The organism is Streptomyces sp. NPDC056452 (assembly GCF_042796085.1).
Taxonomy (GTDB): domain Bacteria; phylum Actinomycetota; class Actinomycetes; order Streptomycetales; family Streptomycetaceae; genus Streptomyces.
This window is the reverse complement of the sequence record NZ_JBHTRI010000004.1, coordinates 143338-166850: the sequence shown is the minus strand read 5'-3', so window position 1 is coordinate 166850 and position 23513 is coordinate 143338. Positions and strand designations below refer to the sequence as shown.

Here is a 23513-nt window from a genome sequence, read left to right as displayed (position 1 = left end):
CTGCGGCTCCCTGTACCTGGTACCTGGTGAATACCCCGGGCCGGGGGCATGCCGAAGGCGGCCTGCGGCCCGGGGTGCATGGGGGTACGGCGGACGGGAAAGGGCGAAACGCGTGCGTCCGTACGTCCTACGAACGCCGTGCTTCGCCGCCCACTGCCGTCACAACGACAGTGCCGCACGCCGGGCCCCAGGTCCATCGAGGATTTCTTAAGCTCCGCCGCAGCTGTGCTTCACGCCGTGATGTGGAGGCCGAGCCGGCGGGGCCTCCGCGCCGCTGCCGGCCGGTTCGTCACGCAGGGCCTCCCGTGCGGCGGAAGCGGCGTCTGCCCGGTGGTGCGGGTACGGGCTCCTCGGCGATCGTGGGTTCGATGTCGGGCAGGGCGAGCATCACGGCGGACCGGTCCGCTATCAGCCGTACGACGTCTTCGGGCAGCCAGTCGATCGACCCGTGCGGGGCGTCCTCGACGATGCGCTCGTCGAGCTGTCGCGCTGTCGGCCGGTCCGCGGGGTTCTTGGCCAGACAGTCGGCGACCAGGGCGCGCAGTCCGGTGTCGCCGACCCCGTCCAGGTCGGGTTCGTCGTGCACGGTGCGGTACAGCAGTGCATCCACGGCACCGCTGCCGAAAGGCGGCCTGCCTGTCGCGGCGTACGCGAGGAGGCAGCCCAGTGAGAACACGTCGCTCGTGGGGCCCGGCGCCGTACCGTCCGCGGAGGCCTGTTCCGGTGACAGGAAGCCGGGGGTGCCGACGACGATGTCGGTGGCGGTGAGCGCCGGGGCGTCACCGGCCCGCGCGATGCCGAAGTCGATGAGCCGCGGCCCGTCGACGGCGAGCAGGACGTTTCCGGGCTTCACGTCGCGGTGGACGAGTCCGGCCGCGTGTACGGCGGTCAGGGCACGGGAGAGCAGCTGGCCGAGCACCCGCACGCTGCGGGCGGGCAGCGGTCCGCAGCGGGCGACCGCCTCGGCGAGCGAGGGGCCCGGCACGAACGCGGTTGCCAGCCAAGGGCGTTCGCCCTCCGTCTCGGCACCGATGACCGCGACGGCCCAAGGGCTGCGCACCCTGCGCGCGGCCTCGACCTCACGGCGGAACCGGGCCCGGAACTCGTCGTTCCCGGCGTACTCCGGGAGGATCACCTTGATGGCGGCGGTCGCTCCCGCGTCCGTACGGCCGAGGTAGACCACCCCCATGCCGCCTGCGCCGAGTCGTCCGAGCAGCCGGTGCTCGCCGACGCGCGCGGGGTCCGTGGGCCGAAGTTCGTCCATCGATCCTCAGCTCCGCTTCTCGACGGCGGACCCGAGCCGTACCGGCATGTCGGCCTGCCCCTCGGTCACCAGCTCGGAAGTCTCCTCCTCGGTACGCCCCTCGGCCCCGTTGCCCGGGTGCGCCACGAGCCCCTGACCCCCATCTCCCGGACGGGGGCTTCGATCATAGGAGCGCCGTTTCGACGGCCACAGGAATCCGGCCAACTGTTCCACTGTGGGCCGGTGGGGACTCGGCGCAACAGACCGGCCGGTCAACGCACTTGGCCCCCGCCGGATCAGGGGCGGGGCCAGGGCCGCCCGTCGAGGTGCTCGATGTCGGTGTTGAACCGCTTGAGATACGTGGCGAAGGCGGCGACCTCCTCCGGATCCCACTCGGCCATGACCTTCTCCAGGCCGCGGATGTTCGCGGACCGTTCGGCGTCGAGGCCCTGCGCGCCCTCCTCGGTGATGCGGAACTTGCGGGCGATCCCCCCGTCGGGGTCCGGGATGCGCTCGACGAGCCCGGCCCGCAGCATGGCGGCGGTCTGCCGGTTCAGGGTGGAGGCGTCCAGCCCGAAGGCGTCGCTGAGCTGTCCGATGGACATCGGGCCCTCCATCCGGATGCGGCTGAGCAGGGTGTACGCGCTGCGGTCCAGGTTCTGGCTGTTCCGCCTCAGCCGGGGCGCGCTCAGCTGGAGGTGCCGCCCGAGCAGCATGGTCTCGAACTCGATCAAGTGCGTGGGCTTGTCCATGGTCCTTCTCTCGGCTGTCTTCACCGTGCGCCGGGGCTCTCAACTGCAGATATACCACCACGGCGAAGAGCCCCGCGTCAGCCGCCGGCCGCTGCCCGGGTCCACGACGGCGGGCGGGCAGAACATTTAGGTATGTTGACGTAGGTATCTTTGGGTACCTATGCTGCGGGCATGCCCGACTCCAGCGCGCTCTCCCAGGACGTCGACCGCGTGGCCTCCGCGCTCGTGACGGTCCTGCCCGCGCTGCAGCGGAGCCTCGAGCGGCATGTCGGCCGCGAGTTCCCGCACCCACGGCTTCCGGAGGGCCAGCTCGCGCTGCTGTTCCTCGTCGAGGAACATGAGGGCGTCACCGTCCGCGAGGCGGCACAAGCACTGCTGATGAAGCCGAACAACGTCAGCGCCCTCGTCTCCCGGCTCACCGAGCTGGGACTCCTGGAGCGCCAGCAGGACACGGCCGACAAGCGGGTCGCCCATCTGTATCCCACCGCCACCGCCCGGGAGCGGCTCGCGGAGGCGCGGCTGCTCAAGGAGGGCCTCGTGGCGCACGCCCTCCACACCCTCACCGAGGGCGAGCTCGACGCTCTCGGCGCGGCTCTGGGCGCGCTGACGTCACTGAACCTGCGGCTCCGCGCCTCCGCCGGCTGACACGCGGTCCCTGACCGCGCCGGACTTTCGCCACCGCGGGGCGCTTTCGTCGCCGCGGCCGCGCGCTCACGCCTGCCCGCGCGACGCCTCTCCTTCGCCACCTCCGTTTCCTTCTTTTTCCGAAGTACGTACACAGACAAGGCATTTCCATGTCCTCCACGACAGTGGACAGGTCCCCCCTGCCCGCGGCCGCTCCCCCGGACGCCCCGAAGGGCCGGCGCGCCAACCCCTGGCTGACGCTGGTCGCCGTCGCCATCGGCCTCTTCATGGTCAACCTCGACAGCTCCGTCGTCGCGATCGCCAACCCCGAGATAGGCCGGGACCTCGGCGCGTCCACCGCCGACCTGCAGTGGGTCACCAACGCCTATCTGATCGCCATGGCCGCCCTGCTGATCCTGGGCGGCAAACTCGGCGACCGCTTCGGGCGGCACACGGTCTACCTCGTGGGCACCCTCGGCTTCACGCTCGCCTCGGTCGCGATCGCCCTCTCCGGTTCGATCGAGGGCGTCATCACCTTCCGCGCCGTCCAGGGCCTCTTCGCCGCCCTGCTGATCCCCAACACCCTCGGCCTCCTGCGCGCGGTCTTCCCGCCCCGGAAGTTCGGCATGGCCGTGGGCCTGTGGGCCATGGTGGCGTCCTGCTCCACCGCGCTCGGCCCGATCGTCGGCGGTCTGCTCATCGAGCACGTCAACTGGGAGTCGGTCTTCTACATCAACGCCCCCATCGGCGTCTTCGCCCTGGCCTTCGGCCTGTTCGTCCTCCCCAGGAGCAAGGACTCCACGGGGAACCACCGCTTCGACGTACCCGGCGTGCTCCTGCTCGCCGTCGGCCTCGTCGCCCTGATCTTCGGCGTGGTCAAGGGGGAGACCTGGGGCTGGGCCTCCGGCGGAACGCTGGGGTCCCTGGCCGCGGGCCTGGTCCTGCTGGCCTTCTTCTGCCGGTACGAGAGCCGGCGCGAGCACCCGCTGCTGCCGATGCGCCTCTTCCGCAACCGTTCCCTGGCCATCGGCACGATCGTCACCGCGATCAACTTCTTCGTGATGCTCGGTGTCATCTTCTTCGTGATGCTGTACCTGCAGAACGTGCGCGGCTTCTCCCCGGTCGAATCCGGTGTCCGCACCCTGCCGTTCAGCCTGGCCACCGTGGTGGCGGCACCGCTCGGCGCCGCCCTGACCCAGCGCTTCGGCCCGCGGGTCACCATGCCGGTCGGCATGGCACTCCAGGCCGCGGCAGCCCTGTGGATGCTGTCCTGGGACACCTCTTCCCCGTACGCCGCCCTGTGGCCTCCGTTCCTCGCCATCGGCCTGGGCGTCGGCATCGTGATGTCCGCCTCCTCCGACGCCATCGTCGGCAACGCGCCGAGGAAGGACGGCGGCGTGGCGGGTGGACTGCAGGCCACCGCGCTGCAGATCGGCGGTGCGTTCGGCACCTCCGTGCTGGTCTCCCTGATCAGCGGGAGGGTGGGTTCCACCCTGACCGGCGAGCTGACTTCCGCCGGCGTCCCGGCCGGGGCGGCGACAAGCTTCGACGAGGCCAAGGACGCGGTGTCCATGGGTGTCCCGCCCGTCTCGGCCGACATGCCTGCGCAGCTGCGGGCCGCCGTGATCGAGGGCAGCGGAAACGCGTTCATGAACGGTGTGCACACCGCCGTGGTCGTCACCGCGGCCCTGTGTGCCGCCGGTGCGCTGCTGGCCGGGTTCGGCATGCGCCGTCGCACCGGAGCGGAGGCCGTGGAGGACTGAGGACCTGTCCGGCCGGTCCCGCCCCCGTACCTCCGGTGTCAGGCGGCGGAGTCCACCCGCGCATGTCGCTCCCGCATGCGGGCGATGACGCGCTCACGTCCCAGCTTCCTGGCCTGGCGGAGCTTGGCTTCCGCGGCCAGGACCGGGGTCCAGAGCAGCCAGCCCCACAGGCTGTACTGCAGGATTCCGCTCAGCACCAGGCCGTAGTTGACGCCGAGGCAGAGTGCGAGGATCAGCACGTGCGCCGGGGCCCGATGGGCGAGGAGCAGGCGCAGAGGGGCGTTGCGGGGGCCTTGCAGGAGCTCGACCGCCGCCGCCAGTTCTGCGGCGGCGAGGTCCTCTGCGGGCTCGTCGGCGGACTCACCGCGCGCCGCCCGCCGCAACGCGTCGGTGACCAGGGCGCTCCGTTCGGCGGCCCCTTCGCGCCGTGCACGCCCCTCCGCGGCGGCCTCTCCGATGTCGTCCCAGTAGCCGCGGCCGGCCCACCCCGTCACCTCGTCGACGCGCGCGCGTTCCGCCGACCCGGGCGGGGCCAGCTCATCGAGCCGCACCTTCATGGCCGCGGCGCGGGCCGCGCGGCCCGGGTAGGTGAAGGAATCGGACCGCAGGCACAGCTCCAGGTAGGACACGAGGAGCCCCAGGTCGTCCGCCGCGAGCGCGAGCCCCTTGCGGTACGCGCCCTCGGCCTCGGTGTCGTGGTCGTCCTCGTCCTCGGCGGCGTGCGCCTGCCCGAGCCAGCGGAAGAGGACCGGATCGGGCCCGAGCTCGGCGAGCCCGGCCTCCGCCGTCTCCCTGACCCCTGCGTAGCCGCCCACCGCGTACAGCTCCGAGCACCGCTGTATGTACTGCTGCCGTTCCATGTTCCCGCCCCACTGGTTCGAACCAGCAGCGTCCCCAACACCCCGTGCCATGGTCAACGATCCCTTGATCACGATTTACGCAGGCAGGGGCGGCGGGAGTGCTCAGGCCTCCTGGGGCGCCGGCTCCTTGCTCACGGCCTCGGCCGGCTTCGCGGCGTCGGTCATGAGGATCGGGGCCGTGAGGCAGGCGATGACGCAGAAGGCCACCGGCAGGAAGAAGGTGAGGTTCAGCGGCATGAAGTGGGTCATCGGCCCGATCACCGCGGGACCCGCCAGGATGCCGATGTAGCCGAGGCCCGCAACGCGCGAGACGTTCGTCCCCGCGGCGGCCGGGTCGATGTGGCCCGCGGCGCTGAAGAGCTGGGGGATGGTGCCGGACAGGCCGATGCCGAAGAGCGTCCAGCCGATCAGGGCCGGGGGGATCGTGGGCGAGAGCGCGGCCAGGACGAGTCCTGCGGCCGCAAGGCCGGATCCGTAACGGAGGATGGCGACGGGGCCGAAGCGTGCGGAGACCCGGTCGGCGAGCAGGCGGCCGATGGTCATCGCGGTGGCGAAGGCGCCGTAGGCGAAGGCCGCGGTGGACGGGGAGGCGTCCAGGACGTCCTTGAGGTGCAGGGCACTCCAGTCTCCGGCCACCCCTTCGGAGAGCATGAGCATGAGGGCGAGTGCCGCCATGATCCAGATCCGGCGGGGCACGGGGCCCTTGGCTGACTTCGGGGCGTCGTCCGCCTCCGCCGGGGCGGCGTCCGGGGGCAGCAGCGCCGGCATCGCGGCCAGGGTGACGGCGAGGCTGAGTACGGCCATGGCGCCGAGCGTGACCGCCGGACTCCAGTTCCGGCCGAGGGTGAAGGCGCCGACCAGTGCCGCGAAGACCCCGCCGATGGAGAACATGGCGTGGAAGGCGGACATCACGGGTCGTCCGTAACCCCGCTCGACCTGCACCGCATGGGCGTTCATGGCCACATCCAGGCAGCCCGTGACGCAGCCGAGCACGAAGAGCGAGGCACCCAGGGTCCAGGCATCGGTGGCGAGGCCGGGCAGGACGAGAGCGGCGCAGGACAGTACGGCGCTGACCGGGACGACCTTGCGGGCGCCGAAGCGGTCGCTGAGCGGACCGATCAGCTGCATCCCCGCGAACGCTCCACCGCCGAGCAGCAGGAGGAGCCAGCCGAGGACGGCATGGCTGATACCCACCCGGTGCTCGATGGTGGGGATGTGGACGATCCACATCCCGAGGATGAAGCCGCAGAGGGTGAAGTACACGAAGGTGGCCAGTCGGCCGACCCGCAGAAGTCTTTCCATGCGCGCAAACCTAACAAACAGATTTTCTGTTCGTAAGTTTGTTTTACGCACATCTTTGGTGTTCACTTTGTCCATGGCGAGCGCAGACCGACTGAAGCAGATCACGCACGCGGTACTCGGTGCGGGCCGGCAGACCGTGGCGGAACTGGCCGAGCTCACGGGCGCCTCGGAGATGACCATCCGCCGCGATCTGGAGACCCTGGCCGGCCAGGGCGTCCTGGAGCGATACCGGGGCGGGGCCAGAAGCCTGGTGCTGCGGGGCGAGGAGCCGCCGTTCGCCCTGCGGGCGCAGGAGGGCCTGGAGACGAAGCGGCGCATCGCGGCGGAGGTCGCCTCACTGATCGCGGACGGCGAGTCGGTCGTCATCGACAGCGGCACCACGTGTCTGGAAGTGGCCCACGCCCTCGCCCACCGCCGACTGACCGTCATGCCGCTGTCCCTGCACGCGGCCAACGCCCTGACCGGGGCGGAGCGGCTGACGTTGCTGTTGCCCGGAGGCCGCCCCCGCCCCGGCGAGCTCGCGCTGACCGGCCCGCTGACCGAGGCGTCCCTCGCCTCGCTCCGCTTCGACACCGCGGTCATCGGCTGCTGCGGTCTGACCGCTGCCGACGGGCTGACCGCCTACGACCTCGAGGACACGGCGGTCAAGCGCGCGGCGATCGCGTCGGCCCGCCGCGTCATCGCCGTTGCCGATGCCCCGAAGCTCTCCCGTACGGCCCTGGCCCTGGTCACCCCCGCCGCCGCCCTGCACACGGTGGTGACCGACGCGGCGGCTCCCGATGACGAGGTCGAGGCGCTGAGAGCGGTGGGCGTGGACGTCCGGAGGGTGTGACACGGCAGCCCCGGTTCCGCGGGGCCACCTGGCCCCCGGATGCGGGCTCAGGCCCCTGCGGTCTTGAGCAGGAACGCTCTGATCGCCGCGCTCAGCTGCTGCGGCTGGTCCTCCGGGATCAGGGTGTAGCTGTCGGCGATCTCCACGAGCTCGCCCTGTGGCAGCAGCTCGGCGAGCCTGCGTCCGTGGTCGAGCGGCATGACCTTGTCCTCCGTCGCCCAGACGACGAGTGCGGGACGGTCGAACGCGCGCAGCCCTTCCGCCCATCGCAGGAGTTCGTCCTTGGGCGGTACCCCGAGAACGTACGCCCTGAGGTCCCGTCGGATCTCGGTGGAGGTCCACAGGGGCTGGAACCACGCGTCCAGCACCTCGTTCGGGACGGGCCGCTTGCTCATCCACCCCCATGTCATGGGCAGTCTGCGCATCGGCTTCAGCTTGAGGAGCGCGAAGGCGAGCTCGATGCCGCCGGGCATCTTCGCCGCGGCGTACAGATTGCGGCCGGGCAGGCCGGGCGGGAAGTTGTCGAAGGCCTCGCAGGACGTGATGACGAGCTTGCCGATCCGCTGGTCCCGCCCGTCCGCGACGAGGGCCTGCGCCCCGCCCCAGTCGTTCATCACCAGCGTGACGTCGGTGAGGTCCAGTGCGTCCAGGAACTCCGCCACCAGCCGCGCGACCCCGGGGACCGTCAGATCGGCGTCCGGGCGCATGGGCCGGCGGTGGGCCCCCAGGGGCAGCGTGGGCACGATGCACCGGAAGTCGTCGCGCAGCTCGCCGACGACGTGCCGCCAGAGCGTGCCGTTCATCGCGACCCCGTGCAGCAGGACCACCACGGGTCCGTCGCCACCCGTGTCCTCGTACTCCACCACTCCTGCGGAAAGCAGCACATCGGTCATGCGACCAACCTAAACCGCCGTCACCGCCCGGGCGGGGTGGAGCGGGCTGCGGGTTCCGGCCATGTCGAAAGTGCCGCGGATGCCCCGGACTCCGGTACGTCCGGCGCCGTACGGCGCCCGTCGGCCGCCCTCGTACCTCGACAACGAGAGCTCATGGCCCGGGCCTTGATAGCGTCGCCCACGCGACTACGGACCGCTCCCTTCACGGAGTTGTGACCGCGGTGGGCCCGGACGGACGTGGCACGGAAAAAGGACCGACTCACATGAGCCTCGCGCAGCTGCACTACACCTCCGCCGCGGCCGGGGACGGGGAGCCCGGCGGCCGGTTCACCGCCGTCGATCCCGCGATACCCGGACCGGTACGCGCGGAGGCCGGGCAGCTCCTCGGGTACGAGCCTCCGGCAGGCACTCCCGGCGCCTCCGGGACGTCCGGGGCGTCCGGGCGCCTCACGGACGCCGAACTGCGCGCGCTGCCCGTCGCGTTCAGCTTCAGCGCACTGTCCGACGGCAGTCATCTGCTCGGCCGCACCGTGGCCGTCGGCGCCGGAGCGTTCCACGCGCACGGCGTCCACCTGCCGGCCGGTACGCCACTGCCGGGCGGTGCGCTCCCCGTCGCCGCTTGGGGGGCCTCGGGCTGGCTGGCCGCGACACCGGACCGCGCGCTGCCCGATCCGCTGACCGCGCGCTCCACCTCCCCGTCCGCCTCCGGCGGCCTCTCCCGCGAGGGGCTGGGCGACTTCGCCGTGTCCCGGAGCCCCTGGCTCGCGGCCGTGCTCGCGGACCTGCGCCGGGTGAGCGAGGATCCGTCCGCGCCGCGCGTCGTCCTCGTGGAGCGGCACAGCGCGGACGTGGCCCGGTGGGTCGCGCTGGCCGCCGCCGTACTGCCCCGGGAGCATGCCGAACGGCTGACGTTCACCACGTACACCCGGCATCCGGGACGCGCGTCGCACCAGGTCATCGGTGTGCTGCCGCAGGACACCCCCGACGCGGGCAACCCCCGCTTCCGGGTGCACGCAAGCACCGGTCCGCGCCCTGCGATACCCGTCGACGACGCCTGGGCGGGAACCGCTGCCCGTATCTGGCGCAGCCGGGCCCCCGAGCTCTTCCGGGACGCGGCGGAGCTGCCGGGCGAGCCCTTCGCCGCCGGGCCGCTCGCCGTGACAGCGCTCGGAGCCGGTATCGCGCTGGGGTCCAACGAGCGTGCCGCTGCGGCTGATTGGGCCGCCGACCGGCCCTACGCCCTCGACGAGAAGCAGACCCGGCAGCTGACCGACGCGCTGACCGCGCCCGCCGACGACCGCACGGCCGCCGAATGCGCCTCCGCGCTCCGGCTCCTCACGGCGCTCGACGGCCGCTCCCCTGCCGAAGTCACGGCGCCCCTGGCCGCGCTGCTGGTGACGGAGGCGGTACGGGGCACCGATGTCGCCCTCGAGCCGCCCCCGCGTTCGGCGTTCGCCGAGCCGGCCGGGGAGCGTGCCGTCGCCGCGCTGGTCGCGGAGCTCGGCGAGGACCTCCTGGCCGAGCTCGCCGCCGGAGTCCCCCGGGGTGTCGCGCGGACCGTGCAGGTGCTGCGGATCGTGCGGCTGCTCGGCGTGGACTGTGCGGAGCTGCTGCCCGGTGTCGTACGCGGGCTGGCGCGTGCGCTGCTCGACGACCCGGAGGCCGGCGCCTGTCCCGCGCTGCTCGACCTGCTGGACGAGCAGTTCGACGTGCGTACGGCGCTGCTGGGCGAGCTGGACCGGCTGGCGCCGGACGACCCCGCGGGCACGGAGCGGCTGTTGGTCCGGGTCGCCCTCCCGTTCACCGGGACGCAGGCGCTGCCGCATCTGCGGATGTGCGCCGAGGCTCCGGGAGCCAAGGCCCGCGGCGCCGACCGGGTGATGGTCCTGCACACGGTGCTGCGGGCGGCAGGCATGTCCCCGTTCGCCGAGCCGCTGGTGCTGCGGACCGCCGTGGGCCTGGTCTGGGGCGAGGACACCCCGACGGCGGGCGAGGCCCGTTCGCTGCTGGGCGAGACCACGTCGGACGCGCACCGGACGGCCGGCACCTGGAGGCATCTCGTCGCCGCGGCACTCGCGGCGCCCTTCGACGACGAGGCCGCCCCGGAACTCGCCCACGACCTGCTGCGCAGCTTCCCGCACGACATCGGCGCCCGGGTGCGTGCCTCGCTGCTGCTGCTGGATTTCGCCCGGGACGTCCGCTCGGGTGCGGCCGAGCCCGGCTGGGCGGAGCGGGCCGGGTCGCTGCGCGCCCTCGCCGAACCGGTGGAGCCCCTGGTGCTGGAGCACGCCTACGGCGCCCTGGCCCAGCGGTTGCTCGCCCCGGACCGGCCGGAGGCGGAACTGTACGCGTTCGTGCACAGCGGGGACGAGGACCTGATCGCGGCCTACGGCAGGGCCGCCCGCCGCGACGAGGTCCTGGCCCGGCTCCGGGCCGAACCCGCGTACGTGGCGGACTGTTTCACCGTGTGGACCGCCCACCCGCACGCCGGCGACGCCTGGACCGGGACCCGCACCGCCCTGCTGGACGAGGTGCTGCGTCCGGCGGTGCGCGCCCTGTCCCCCGACGGGGTCGCGGCGGTGGAAGGGGCCGTCGAGCGCGAGGTCAACAGCCGCACGCTCGACGCCTTCCGTGCCTGGAACCGCCGGCCGTCCCGCTCGATCGGGCGGCTGGGCAAGCGGATCGTGGGGCGGGTACGCCGGGGGTGATCCCGGGTGGTCAGGCACCGGGCGGTACCGGACCACCCGCGGCTCAGACGTTGGGCACCTTGAGCTTGTCCCAGCTGGCCTTGCCCGGGATGCCGTCCGCGCCGCTCCCCGAGTAGCCCAGTTTGCGCTGCCATGCGGCGTACGACTTGCGGTCCGCCTCGGACCAGTCGGGGCCCGGGCCGACCTCGTACTTTCCGCAGCCCTCGGCCACCAGTCTCTTCCCCATCGCCGTGATGACGGCGCTGCGCCGGCCGGCCCGGAAGTACGTCGCTCCGGGGAACGGCTCGTACTTCGCCGGGGGTTGCGTCGCCGGCGGCTTGGAGGGGCCGTCCGGCTTGCCGCCGAGGCGTGTCCTGATCCGGCCGCGCATCGAGTCCATCGTGAATCCGCGCGGGTCGATCTTCCCCGGCTGCCACTCCTTATGGCCGATCACCGAGCGGTAGTTCCAGCCGTGCGCCCGGCAGATCGCGGCGGCCGCCTTCTCGATCGCCTCCAGCTGGGCGGCCGGCCACGGGTCCTTGCCGTCGCCGAGGTTGACGCACTCGAAGCCGTAGAAGGAGCGGTTGCCGTCGGTGTTGGCCTCGTTGTCGGCGGGCAGCGCCGTTTCGTTGATCACCGCGCGCAGGACGTCGTCGTCGCCGAGTCCGGCGTGGTTGGCGCGGCCGTGGCCGACCAGGTGGACCGAGCCGTCCTTGGCGATCACCCCGTGGCACAGCGGGCCCGGCAGGCTCGAATGGCCGTTGTAGCAGAGGTCGACGGAGCTCTGGGTGCCCGAGGTGACGGTGTGATGGATCATCACACCGTGGACGGGCCCCCACGAGCCCTTGTGGTTGCGGTTGTGCGTGCGCCAGCTCCGGTGCTCGACGACATGCAGACCTTCGTCCCGGAGGGCCTTGAGCAGTTTGTCGGCGGACAGAGGCGTTGCCATCGTGGTGCTCCTTCATCTACCCAGGTGATGCGTCAGTTCTCGGGCTGTCCCTCGTCGTCCTGCCCCGCCGTGCGTCCGCCCGAACCGGCCGCTCCGGCCGTCTTCGCCGCCTTGGCCTCCGCGGCCACGGCCTCCGCCTCGGCTTCGGCCTCGGCGGCCAGTTCCTCCTCGCTCGCTGCGGGAATGACGGCGGCGAGCGGTGCGAACGTCATGCGCAGATCCGCGACGGAGCCCTCCGACAGCACCCATGCCAGCGGCGCGTAGTGGACCTCGATCCCCTTCGGGGACTGCAGCAGGGGGCGGCGCGCCGCGTCCGTCGGCCACTCGACGCTGCCCGTCGCCGTACGGGCCGCGACGGTCCAGAAGTCACCGGAGCGGTAGGTCCTGCCCGGCTCGAAGTACACGAGCACACCGTCCTCCAGGTGCAGCCACGCGCCTTCCTCGATCCGGACCGCACCGCCCCGCAGCTGCGCGGCGGCCTGCTTCCCCCGGCCCGCGCCGCCCCCGTGCCGGGAGCCGGAACGGTGGTCCCAGCGCCTCAGGTACGGGTGGAGTTCGGGTCGCCGTCCGACCGAAGGATCCGGCTCGCCCGAGAGCCGGACCCGCCGCCCCGGCAGGTCGACCTCCTCGATGCGCAGCAGCGGCAGCGGCTCGCCCCTGCTGGTGTAGGCGGTGTCCACGAACTCCACCTGGTCGCCGACGCTCAGACCGAGCTTGTCGTCACTGCCGAGGGTTGCCAGCTCCGCCCAGGTTCCGTCGAGTTCGTCGACCGGGAAGGTCACCGAGCCGTTCTCCCGCGACCACTTGAAGGTCGCGTCCTTCGCCGGGCCGCCCTCGTGGATCTCCACGCGGTACAGCTGGTTCTCCGGGCCCCGGTACCGGGCGTCCGGCCCGACCGGGCAGGGGTCCTCGTCCGCGTGTTCGGGGCGCTCGCTGCGCGCCGCCATGCGTGCGGTCGGCGCCTGCGCCGCCGCCCACCGCTCGAACGCCGGGCGGATCAGGTCCTTGGTCGCCCCGTCCTCCAGTTCCAGTTGCGCGCCGGGCAGCGGCAGCACCTGCCAGACGGTGCGGAGCCGGGCCGCCGTGTCGGGCATCGCCGACCCGAGCGCCACCTCGCGCAGCAGCGGATCCTCGGCCGCCGTCACCGCGCGCTCCCACACCTTGACGTAGGCGAGGTACGGGAACTGGGTGGGCAGCCGGTCGCCGGGGCGCTCCGGGTCCCGGTGGCCGTCGGGCTGGTCCCAGTAGGTCCAGGTCGCCGGGACCGCAGCCGGGCTGTCACCGTCCTCGGCGGTGTCCTCCCCGGCGGGGACGCCCGGCTCGGGGCGGCCGGCGTCCAGCAGGATCCCGTCGACGTAGTAGCGGCCGGCGCCGATGGAGAGGTCGTCCAGCTCCCGGCTGCCGCCCAGGAACCCCACCTCGAACCCGGTCGCGCCGCGCGGGCCGCCGTGCCGCCCGATCAGGTCGGCGGCGGTGGTCCTGGCCCGGTGGAGCTGGATCGCCGCCTGTTCGTTGGCGTCCGCGTCCAGCTGGACCCGGCCCTGCTGGACGAGGACGGCCGCGTAGTGCCGGTCGGGCCGGAAGGTGTCGCGGGAGAGATCTGCGTGCATGGGAAGGGGTCCCCCTTGGAAGTCCGTCGGTTGTGCGTCGGTCGGAAGCGGTTCGGGTCGGGCGGCCGTGTCAGGTGACGGGGAAGATCCCGGCGTCCGTACCGCCAGGGGTGTACTCGGCGAGCCGGGCCCGCAGGCTGTCCTCGCGCTGCGGTTCGTACAGGTGGTGGAAGACCCCCATCTCGGAGCCGTCGTCGGCGCCCCGCCGGACCTGCCAGGGGCCGCCGTCGGCGAGCCGCCCGTACGCGGGGGTCCCGTATCGCTCGCTGCTCAGCTGGGGGCGCACCTGTTGCGCCCGGTCGGTGCCCACGAGGTCGGGCAGGCAGCGGTGGCGGCGGGGCGTGCGGGAGCCGGGCGGCACGTACGAGTACCGCAGGCAGCCGATGCCGCGCCGGGCCACCCGTACCTGCCCGGTGAAGATGCTGTTCTCGGCGATCTCCACCGCGTGGGTGTGGACCTCCCCGATGACGGTGGTGCGGTGGGCGTGGAGCACGGCGTGCGCGTGGCGGCAGTCCGGGGCGGAGAGCGCCGGAAGGCCGTGGCCGGTGGCGTCGAGGATGCTGTCGCGGATGTGGATCGGCAACGGGTCGGTGCTCACCTCCTCGCCGATGACCTCGATGGTGCCGAGGATGCTGCGCTCGATGGACACGCAGGCGGTGGTCCGGTCCAGGACGAGGCTCGGCTCCTCGGGCGAGTGCGGATCGCAGTCCGCTTCGAGCGACCAGCCGGGCACCAGGGTGCAGTGGCGCAGGGCGACCGCGCCGACGGGGCCGCTGACGTGGAGCCCGCGTCCGGTGATCAGCAGGCCGTCCAGCACGATCCGGGGGGCTTCGCCCTCGTGATGCGCCGGACCCCCGGCCTGCCCACCCGGCTTGGCGCCGTCCTCACCGCCGTCCTGTCCGCCCTCCTGTGCCCGGATGTTGAGCGCGTCGGGGCGGTTGCTGTACCAGTCGAGCAGCCGGATGACCGGGCGGCAGCCCTCGGCCGCACGCAGTTCCAGCCGGTCTCCGCGGCCGAGGTCGAAGTCGAGCTGCTCCTGGTAGGCGCCGCTGTGGGTGATCTCGATGATGCCCTCGGCGCCGCAGTGCCCCGTCCGCCGGTCGTTGCGCCACTGCTCGTACGCGTCCATGATCCGCTGGTGGGGCCTGCCGGGTCCCACCCGGTAGATCCGGGCGGCGGGCGAGGTGACGCGCTCGCGCGGGTACTCCCCGCCGCCGGTGTCGTCGGCGAAGGCGTAGTGGTAGGTGACCCATACCCCTTGCCGGGGTGCCGAACGGGACCCGAAGGCGATCCGGCCCAGCACGGGGTCGACGGCCACCTGGCCGAGCCTGGGGCGGTAGCGCCAGCCCGACAGGTCCGCCACGACGATGTCCGACATGGGCACCGGCTCGTCCTGGCCGTCGCGCCAGATCGTGAAGCTCTTGCCCGGCCCGTAGTGGTCGGCGAGCCGGTCCGCGAGCTGCCGCCGGCTGATGGACGCGGGCACGTTGTCGATGGTCGCGATGTGCGTGGCGGACGGTTCCGGCACCGGTCGCGTCACCAGCCCGCTGTCGTTGCCCAGGATCGAGAACGTGTACAGGCTGCGGGCGCGGTCGATGCAGTACGCCGGTGCCCGGCTGACCCGGTACGGCTTCAGCCGCCACACGAACAGCCCGACGCCGGCGGGCGAATGGCCGCCCCTGCGCCGCGTCGAACCGGCCCTGCGTACGTCCACGGACCTGGCGGTCGTGTCGAACGGCCCGCCCGCGAGGTCCAGTTGCGCACCCTCGCGTACGTCGGCCAGCCTGCCGCGCCCCAGTCTGCGTACGTCGGTGGCCGCCGCCCCCGTCCCGTACAGCCTGACCGGCTGGTGGTGGGAGACCAGCCGGGAGAACTCCACGGCCCTGGCCGGCCATCCGGCTACCTCCTGGGCCAGCTCCTCCAGCAGGGCGAGGGTGCCCTTGCGGCGGCGGTTGGCAACGGTGGCGGCGACATCGCGGCGCGGTGCGAGAGCCTCGGCGAGCCGGGTGCGGGCGTCCTTGTCGTCCGCGTCGCCGAGCCCGGCCGACCGGACCCGCTCGTACCCGGGCAGCGGCCGGTAGCCCACCAGGTCTCCGAGGTACGGCAGCACCCAGGGCGCGGCCGTCTCCACGAACAGGTCCTCGTAGCTCTGGTCGACCCCGTCGCGCACCCGGTCGACCTGCTCGGCGATCACCGCGAGCAGTGCCCGCAGCGGCTCCCCGCCCTCCGCGTCCCGCAGCCGGTGCCACTGCGGGAGCAGCTCCGCGAGCCCGTCCGGTTCCCTGCTCATGCGACGCTCCCTTCCTGGGTGTTCATGCGGTGACCTCCGTGAGAATCAGCGTGTCCGGGACGTCCGGTGACAGCAGGGCGAGCTGGGCGGGCCGGATCCCGCGGAAGACGAACACCGCACGGCCCTTCTCCAGTCGCCGGGTGTCGGTGATGTCCGGGTTGAGGCGCAGCAGTTCGACGAGCGCGATGCCGTACCGGGCGGCGATCGAGGTGAGCGTCTCGCCCTCGGGTTCGGTCACCCGGTGCACGTCCTCGTCGTACGCGGCGAGCCGCGCCGGGACCGTCGTCCGCGGCTCGGCGAGCGTGTCGGCGAGGCCGGGCAGTCCACCGGGGGTGAGCGACGCCGGGACTCCGCCGAAGACGTCGACGTCCACGTGGTCGACACCGGGAACACGGTGGGCGGTCGCCAGCACGTCCGAGAGGTGTGCCGGGCTGCCGAGCTCGCGCCGGGAGCTGCCGAACCGGGTCAGCAGGGCCTGACGCAGCCTTGGTTCGACGATCTGCCAGCTGTGGTCGCGTGCCACCTTCACCTTGGCCGCGAGGAGCAGCAGGACCAGTTCGCGCACCTGTACGCGTACGGGCAGCCGGGAGTCGCCGTAGCGGGCGAGCGAGGAGCGCAGCGCGGAGAGCACATCGGAGTCCTCGGCGACCGGGATGTCCTGGACCCCGGCGACCGTCACGTGCAGCAGCCGCCGCCTGCCGTCGAAGATCTCGCGGGCCGCCGCCCGGCCGATCCCCGCCCGGGAGCGGGCGAAGTCCTCGTAGTCCGCGAGGGACACCAGCCGGTCGAGGGCGGACACGGCGAGCGGGATCGCCGACCGGGTCCGGCCGGGGCCGTCCGCGTCCGCGCCGCCCGTCGCGGGCTGCGGATTGGTGACGCCGGTGACGCCCAGCGGACGGGTGACCGCCTGGGTGATGCGGTCGGCCCGGATGTTCGCGGCCCGGCCGGTACCGAAGCGGTAGCGGGCCCGTACGTTCTCGTGGCCGGTGGGCAGCCGGGCGCCGTGCACCCCGTCGCCGAAGGTCACCGTCGTCCGGCCGCCCGCCTCGCCGCACACGTAGACGCGCTCGCGCGGGCCGCGCCCGGCGAGGCTGTCCACCCTGTGCCAGAGCAGCCCGTCGACCCGGACCTCGAGGGCGGGGGCCGCTCCCAGCGGGTTGTCGGCGGGCAGCCAGGTCAGCGGTGCCTGCCAGAGCGCGAACGTCTGGTTGGCCAGGTCCGCGTCCCCGTTTCCGACCGGCTCCTCCCTGCTCTCGCCGTGGGTGGCCGCCACGACGTTGCCGCGTACCCGGACGGTGGCCCGCCGGTAGCGGTGGACCAGGTCCGTCGTCAGGGTCAGCCTCGTGTGCACGTGGTCGCCGGGCACCAGCGGGTCGAGCTCCTGCTCGACGCCCGCGACCGTCACCAGTTCGGTGGCCTGTGAGGCGGGTACGTCCGTGCGTTCCCCGGACACGATCAGCTGCCGACCGGGCCGCAACCCGTCGTACAGCTCGGCCAGTTCGAGCTCGTTGCCGTGCACGTCCTCACCGAGCGGCTCCTCGGCGAGGCGCAGTGCCTGCCCGCCCGCGTGCACGGTCGCGTCACGGATCGTGGAGAGCAGTACGTCGTGCTCGTCCAGCCAGGGGTCGGCCAGGGTGAGCTCCGTACCGCGGCCGGTGATTCCGAAGTCGGTGTACACGGCGGTGCGCAGGGCGGTCACCCTGGTGGTGACGAAGCTGAGGGCCGCGTCGCCCGGAATGCCGTCCGGCCCCTCGGCGCCCTTGCGGGGGCGCTCGATCGCGATCCAGCTGCCGACGGTGACCGAGTCCTGTACCGAGTCGAGCGCGATCACCTGGCGGTTCGCGGGCTCCGGCACCGTGGCGATGCCGATCACCACGTTCGCCGGTTCGCTGCCGACCGTGTAGCGCACGGTCAGTTCATAGCCCTCGTGCCTGATCTGGTGGTGGTCGCCGGGTGCCAGACGCCAGCTCCGCGGTTCACCGTTGTGGACGGCGACATGGACCCGTCCGTCGTCCGCCGGCCGGGACACGAACAGCGTCCGCTCCGGCAGACCGTCGAGCAACTGGGCGGTGACACCGGGCTCCTGGGAGTCGGCGGGCCGCCTGTTCAGCCAGCTCAGATCGTGGTCCTGAGCGGTCCGGGTCATGACCGCGACGCGGCCCGGCCCGAGATCGAACGTCGCTTCCGACGGCAGGGTCTCCGAGTGCTGGACGGACGAACCCGTCTCGGTGTGCTGGAACTCGGCCCGCTGGGGGACCTTGCCCGCCGTGTCGAACACCACCCGCATCGTCGTCAGCGCCGAGCCGGTCAGCGGCCAGTCGGCCTGCCTGACCACCCGTCCCCGGTCGTCCTGCACCGGCCGCAGCGGTGCCGTCGCGCCGAACGGTGCCGCTGTCACCCGCATCGCCTGCACCTCGTGCAGGAGCGGTGGCACGGTGGGGGCCGACTGCCGCCACGCCGGGTACATCCCGTCGGCGATCCGCGGGTCGAGCGCCGCCAGCAGCTGAGCCCCCAGGTCGGAGCCCGGAGCCGACAGCCGGTCCGCCCCGGCATCCGCCGAACCTGGACCGGACCCCGGTCCGGACCGGTTGCGGGAACCGTGCCGCACGACCTCGCCGCGCAGCGCGGGCAGCACGGCGCCGAGCGCCCGCAGCGCCGCGGAACCCTCCGGCGCGGCCGCGCGCAGCGCCTCGGGGGCCGGCCGGGACGGCTCCAATTCGGCCGCCTGCGCCATGACTTCGCCGATCATGGCTTCCAGCTGCTCGAACCAGGCGACGACCTCGGCGTGCGCACGGGCGACGGACTGTGCCTCGGCCAGCCGTTCGTGCGGCTCCGCGAGCACGGCCACGAGACGGGCGGGTGAGGTGACGGTGCCGAGGCCCGCCCGCAGCGGGGCGAGCACCTGGGCGTCGAAGTCGGCGATGAACCTGCTGACCGGACGCGGATTGGGGTTGTCGGGAACGGGCTCGCCGTCCTCGACCGCCCGCTCGTCCTCAGTGATCCACTCGAGCAGCAGCGCCACCAGTTCACCCAGGGTCGGCGGGGCGGACTGCTGGAGTCCGATCCCCGTCACGTCGTCCTCCCGGTCGACGCGGAGCCGGGCCACCGTGCGGATCAGCCGCTGCCCGGGAACACCGTCGCCCTGCCCCTTGAAGACGAAGAGCAGCCGGTCGCCGGTCCGCAGACCGGTCATGGTGCCCGACACCTGGATCTCGGAGCGCCGGGTCAGGTCCTGCTCCGTCAGCAGCGAGGGCCTGCGCCTGCGCACCGCCAGCTCGTTCCACGACGCGCGGGCCACGAGTCCGGTGTCCGTCTCGAAGACCTGCGACTCCTCCTCGGAGGTGAGGGGAACGCTGTTGCTGCGCGCCCCGCGCGGAATGACCACCTCCACGTCCACGCCGCGTGGGTCCTTGTCCAGGGTGTACGCGAGATGGGTGTCGGCGGCGATGCCCGGCCTCGGCCGGTGCCCCACGAGGCGCCCGAGCAGCGCCAGTGAGCGGTACTCGTTCGCGGTGCGCAGATACGCCTCGTCCACGATCCGCTCGGAGTGGAAGGTCAGCAGGTCGCCGACGACGGCCCAGGAGTCCAGCAGCCCGATCGCCGGATCGTCCGGCGTACGGACCGTCAGCCCCCGCAGGGCCGGATAGGCCGGGGAGGCGAGCCGGTCCACCATGGCCGCCAGGAAGGAGCCGTAGTCCCCCACCCGGTAGTCGAGGGCCGTGCGCCCCGGCGGGTTGTAGAGGGCCTCGGGAGCCCTGCTCTCGTCGTGTCCGCCGCAGCCGCAGCCGCAGTTGCCCGCGCCGCTCATCGGGTACCTCCGGCGAGTTCGATGGTCAGCCGCCCGTTGTCGGGGCGGTCCGGGTCGTTGTCGCACCGCGCGATCTCCAGCGGGCCGATCCGCAGCACGCCTGCCTCCAGAGCTGTGTCGTCCCCGTCGTCCACGCCCGCGTCGTCGAAGAGCCGGCGCAGCCGGGTCACCGTCACGCTCTCCACCCCCTGTACCGCGGCCGCGGCGGCGACCAGCCGGCTGAGCCGCACCGGTTCGCCGAACACGAGGGCGTCGGGGTGGAAGAAGCCGAGCCGTCCGTCGCGCAGCCGCCCGCTGCCCATCAGCCGGTACAGCTCGGCGAGGATCTGCCCGTGCTGGTGGCCGGGTGCCGCACACACCGCCAGTGCGATGTCCAGCGGTACGGTGCCGGCGGGGCCGACCACCAGGTCGTGTCCGATCCGGCGGTATCCCTCCAGCGCGTACGCCACCGAGTCGAGCAGCTCGGGCGCCGGTTCCGCGGCCCCCAGTGCGTCGACGGCGACATGGGCCTCCTGCACACTGCCCGTCCAACGGATCTCCGCCGCCGCCCGCTGGACCCCCGGCAGTGCGGAGGCCAGCGCCGCGTAGTCCGCGGCCGTCACCGCGCGCTGTGTGGTGCGCTTCAGGTCGAGCGGGGCCAACTGCCGTACCTGTTGCAGTGGTTCGGGCTCCGTTCCGCCGACGGCGGGCAGCGGGTTGCGTACTCCCGCGACCGGCAGCGCCTTCCCGGTGTCCGTGTCGCCCCGCAGCACCAGGTGGTTGACGGCCTCCGCGCCGACGTTGCCCGCCGTGCCGCCGCCGAGCCGGTAGTGCAGCTCCAGCCGGGCGCCGGGCCGCGGCCGGGCACCGTGCCGCCCGTCGCCGAACCGCAGCGCGATCCGCCCGTCGTCCTCCAGTTCACCGACGAGGTGCCGGTCCCGGTGTCCGCTGGTGAGCAGATCCCGCCGGGCGGTCCACACCTCGTCGCCGTCCACGGCCGTCACCGCGGGCAGCGCGGCCCGCGGATCCTGGACCAGGGCGGCGGCGGGACCGCGCAGCACCGGCTCGTCCGGGTGCAGCCCGGACGCGTGGCCGGGGCCCCAACTGTGCGCGATCTCCCAGGCGATGCCCGCGTCCAGCACCGCACCCGCACGGGCCCGGGCCGTCAGCACCTCGAGCCTGCGCAGCTTCGGTGCCAGCAGCCGTTCGCTGCGGTGCAGCAGGTCGCGCAGCGCGCGTACGGGGTGGCGGTGCAGCTCCAGGTGCTCCAGCGTCCGCAGCCCGAAGACCACGGTCAGCTCGTCGATCTCCGCCTCGGTCAGCCCGTCGTGGTCACGGGCGCTGCGCCACAGCTCCACCAGCCGTTCCCGCACCCGCCCGGGTACGGCGGCCAGCCGGTCGGCCTGTCCGGCCGACACGTGTTCCGGCAGCGGGAACGGTGCCGCCTGGACGACGGGCGATCGCTGGAGGACCGGCCTGAAGCGGGGCCGGATGCCGGGGTACACCACCTGCGCCAGGAGCGTCGCCAGTGCTTCGGCCTGCTCGTAGGCCGTACCGGGTACGACCTTCTCGCGCCGTCGCCCCGCCAGCTCCCGGCCGATTCCGGCGCGCGTCACCTGGTCGTCGCCGACCTGCTCGGACAGTTCCCTGACCTGCTCGGCGGTGAGCAGCCGTCCGCTCCGTGTCTGTTCCAGGCGTTCGCCCAGGAGCCGGGCGGTCGCGTTGCCCGCGTCGATGTCCCCGCACCCGGAGCCGGACGGCTCGCAGGACCCGGGTACGGCGGGCTCCGGCGGCACGGTCACCGTCTCCGGCAGGGCCCCGCCGAACGTCAGCGACCTGCCGTGATCGACGAGGACCACGTTGCCCCGGGCGACGCTCACGTCCGCGACCGGCTCACAGCCCGGAGCGGCGCGCGTCGACAGCCACAGGGGGAGGGCGAGCGCGTCCTGGCGGGCCCAGGTGACCTCCAGCACCGGCTGGTCGGTGAGCCGGTCCAGGCCCGGGGTGACCGAGGTGAGCCGTACGGCCTGCCGGTGCGCGGGGTCCGCGTCGCCCGGCGTTCCCGAGCGCGCCCCGCGTACCTCCTCGAACACCAGAAGGTCGCCGGGCGCCAGGTCCAGCGCCCGTACCGTGCACTTCCTGTCGGCCCACTCGTCCCGCAGCGTCGCCGACACCGCGCCCTTGGGCAGGGCGCACACCTCGTCGCCCCACGTCCAGAAGCGGATGGTGTTGTGCGCGGGGCGCAGCTCGGCAGGCTCGGCGGCCACCACCGGCTCGAAGACCTCCACCGAACCGCGCTCGGCCAGCACCGCCAGGTCGCCGTCCTCGATGACGGTGCCGGTCTCGGGCCGGTCGCGCGGCCCCAGTGTGCGGACGTCGACCGCGGCGAAGCGGAACGTCCCCGGCAGCAGCGTCAGCCGTTTCGTCACCTCGACGGTGACCAGGGCCCGGGCGTTGCACCCGTCGTGCATCGGATAGTCGATCAGCCGGACGTGCCGGCGTACCGACACCCGCCTGCGGGCGGTGTCCAGGTATGCCTCGGTGGCCACCGCGTCCTGGTGGTAGCTGATCCGGTCCGCCGTGTGGGCCAGCAGCTCCACGAGGGTGATGCCGAGGTCCGCGGGGTTGCGCTCGACCCAGCCAGGGGTGGTCAGTGCGAGCCGGTCGAGGAGGAGGCGGCGTACGGAGTCGTAGTCGCGCGCCGTGTAGTCGATGACGGGCGCCGCGACCGGGAGGCCGGGGTCACCGCCTGCCGCCTCGTCCGCGCAGTCGAAGGGCGTGGGGCAGTCCGGCCGGAACTCGAACTCCGCCCCGAAATAGCGCTGGTCGAAACCGGGAAACGGCTCCGTGCCGGGGCGCCCGTACGGATCGGTGTCCACCACCGAAAGCCGGTAGCGCGAGGTGTCCCCGGTACGGTCGACCGTCACGAGCAGCCGGTCGTCGAGCTCCGGGTCCTCCTCCCGCTCGACGGCCACCTCGACGGCCTCGATACCCGTGATCCGGCGCCCGCCGTCGATCCGGATGTTCTCCGGGCACAGCCCCTGCGGCGCCTTGCCGAGGAAGGTGACCGTCAGCGTCAGCCCGTCGTCCCCCACCTCGACCGCGTCCACGCCGTCGAGCCGCGCCGCGCGGACCTTGCCGCGCCTGCCGTCCGTCCGGCAGACCGACTCCCTGCTCGTGCCGCTCATGCGGGCCCGCTCCCCTCGAACACCTCGTCGCGCCTGTTCCCGGTGGAGCGCACCACGTAGCGCAGGTGCACCCGGACCACGTTCTCCTCGCTCACCACGTCCAGCGATTCCACATCGATCAGCTCGCCCAGCCAGCGCTGCAGCGATGCCTGCACCGACAGTTCGAGGGCCGAAGCCAGCTCGGGGCTGTTCGGCGTGAACACCAGATCCAGCAGCCCGCAGCCGAAGTCGGGCCGCATCACCCGCTCGCCCGGGCTGGTGAACAGCAACTGCTCGACCAGGTCGCGGACATGCTCGTCGTGCCTCGCGTGGGCGGTCCGCCCGCGCCGGTCGCTGCGGAAGGGGAACGCGATGTCGTTCCGTACGGTCCTCACCGGCATGTCGCCCCCTGCCGGTCCGCGTTCACGACGGGTGGCCCCTGCTGCACGAGCGCCGCGCTGAAGCAGTGCGCCGCGCTCGTGTGCAGCAGGACGGGCGAGCCGTCGATGAGCACACCGCCCGGCTCCGGGCTCCACCGCAGGGTGGTGCACGGATGCGGCGCGCCGTCGACGGTGTGCGGGCACCCGGTCACCACGAAGGTGTCGGAGGCGGTGTGCACGGGCCTCCCGTCCAGGCGCACGGCCGGGTGCGCGGAGGTGGCGGAGGCCCGGCCGCCGTGCGGGCAGGTGAGGGTCGCGGCGGCGCTGACGATGGTCCCTGAGCTGGTGGACAAGAGTTCTCTCCCCGTTGTCTG

Annotated in this window: 15 protein-coding genes and 1 pseudogene; 4 read left to right on the top strand and 12 right to left on the bottom strand. The window is 73.0% G+C overall.

The window, feature by feature from the left end; genetic code table 11:
• Positions 1-313: 313 nt before the first annotated feature.
• Positions 314-1264, bottom strand: a pseudogene (locus ACFQ6X_RS05920) (serine/threonine-protein kinase); the annotation flags it as partial.
• A 275-nt stretch (positions 1265-1539) separates the two neighbouring features.
• Positions 1540-1995: a MarR family winged helix-turn-helix transcriptional regulator gene (locus tag ACFQ6X_RS05915; protein ID WP_383176519.1), complete on the bottom strand. Its 456-nt coding sequence runs from the start codon at positions 1993-1995 to the stop codon at positions 1540-1542.
• A 171-nt stretch (positions 1996-2166) separates the two neighbouring features.
• On the opposite strand from ACFQ6X_RS05915, the gene ACFQ6X_RS05910 reads away from it, so the two are divergent.
• Positions 2167-2640, top strand: a complete 474-nt coding sequence (locus tag ACFQ6X_RS05910; RefSeq protein WP_383176516.1) for a MarR family winged helix-turn-helix transcriptional regulator — start codon at positions 2167-2169, stop codon at positions 2638-2640.
• Positions 2641-2789: 149 nt separating this feature from the next.
• Positions 2790-4382, top strand: a complete 1593-nt coding sequence (locus tag ACFQ6X_RS05905; protein ID WP_383176513.1) for an MFS transporter — start codon at positions 2790-2792, stop codon at positions 4380-4382.
• 38 nt (positions 4383-4420) lie between these two features.
• On the opposite strand, the gene ACFQ6X_RS05900 is transcribed toward ACFQ6X_RS05905, so the two are convergent.
• Positions 4421-5293, bottom strand: a complete 873-nt coding sequence (locus tag ACFQ6X_RS05900; RefSeq protein ID WP_383176510.1) for a hypothetical protein — start codon at positions 5291-5293, stop codon at positions 4421-4423.
• 51 nt (positions 5294-5344) lie between these two features.
• The gene (locus tag ACFQ6X_RS05895) at positions 5345-6544 is read right to left on the bottom strand and encodes an MFS transporter (RefSeq protein ID WP_383176507.1); all 1200 of its coding nucleotides are present in this window, start codon (positions 6542-6544) and stop codon (positions 5345-5347) included.
• Positions 6545-6617: 73 nt separating this feature from the next.
• Between ACFQ6X_RS05895 and ACFQ6X_RS05890 the strand changes: the two genes are divergently transcribed.
• Positions 6618-7376 (top strand): DeoR/GlpR family DNA-binding transcription regulator, encoded by a 759-nt coding sequence (locus ACFQ6X_RS05890; RefSeq protein WP_383176504.1) that lies wholly within the window; start codon positions 6618-6620, stop codon positions 7374-7376.
• Between the two features lie 47 nt (positions 7377-7423).
• Here the strand turns inward: ACFQ6X_RS05890 and ACFQ6X_RS05885 are convergent, their stop codons facing one another.
• Positions 7424-8269, bottom strand: a complete 846-nt coding sequence (locus ACFQ6X_RS05885; RefSeq protein WP_383176501.1) for an alpha/beta fold hydrolase — start codon at positions 8267-8269, stop codon at positions 7424-7426.
• A 263-nt stretch (positions 8270-8532) separates the two neighbouring features.
• Between ACFQ6X_RS05885 and ACFQ6X_RS05880 the strand changes: the two genes are divergently transcribed.
• Entirely contained in the window at positions 8533-10977 is a 2445-nt protein-coding gene (locus ACFQ6X_RS05880; RefSeq protein ID WP_383176498.1) for a GTPase-associated protein 1-related protein, read from the top strand.
• A 43-nt stretch (positions 10978-11020) separates the two neighbouring features.
• On the opposite strand, the gene ACFQ6X_RS05875 is transcribed toward ACFQ6X_RS05880, so the two are convergent.
• The 7 genes from ACFQ6X_RS05875 to ACFQ6X_RS05845 all read right to left on the bottom strand — a co-directional run bounded on the left by ACFQ6X_RS05875 (position 11021) and on the right by ACFQ6X_RS05845 (position 23492).
• Positions 11021-11905, bottom strand: coding sequence for a peptidoglycan-binding protein (locus ACFQ6X_RS05875; protein WP_383176495.1), 885 nt, complete (start codon positions 11903-11905; stop codon positions 11021-11023).
• 32 nt (positions 11906-11937) lie between these two features.
• Complete coding sequence (locus tag ACFQ6X_RS05870) at positions 11938-13515, bottom strand: DUF6519 domain-containing protein (RefSeq protein WP_383176492.1); 1578 nt, start codon at positions 13513-13515, stop codon at positions 11938-11940.
• A gap of 70 nt (positions 13516-13585) precedes the next feature.
• Positions 13586-15805: a hypothetical protein gene (locus tag ACFQ6X_RS05865; protein WP_383176489.1), complete on the bottom strand. Its 2220-nt coding sequence runs from the start codon at positions 15803-15805 to the stop codon at positions 13586-13588.
• A 22-nt stretch (positions 15806-15827) separates the two neighbouring features.
• Complete coding sequence (locus ACFQ6X_RS05860) at positions 15828-19613, bottom strand: putative baseplate assembly protein (RefSeq protein ID WP_383176486.1); 3786 nt, start codon at positions 19611-19613, stop codon at positions 15828-15830.
• Positions 19610-22780, bottom strand: a complete 3171-nt coding sequence (locus ACFQ6X_RS05855) for a putative baseplate assembly protein (protein ID WP_383176483.1) — start codon at positions 22778-22780, stop codon at positions 19610-19612. Before ACFQ6X_RS05855 ends, ACFQ6X_RS05860 begins: the two co-directional genes overlap by 4 nt.
• Entirely contained in the window at positions 22777-23160 is a 384-nt protein-coding gene (locus ACFQ6X_RS05850) for a GPW/gp25 family protein (protein ID WP_383176480.1), read from the bottom strand. Before ACFQ6X_RS05850 ends, ACFQ6X_RS05855 begins: the two co-directional genes overlap by 4 nt.
• Positions 23151-23492: a hypothetical protein gene (locus ACFQ6X_RS05845; RefSeq protein WP_383176477.1), complete on the bottom strand. Its 342-nt coding sequence runs from the start codon at positions 23490-23492 to the stop codon at positions 23151-23153. The genes ACFQ6X_RS05850 and ACFQ6X_RS05845 overlap by 10 nt, the downstream gene beginning before the upstream one ends.
• Positions 23493-23513 lie beyond the last annotated feature (21 nt).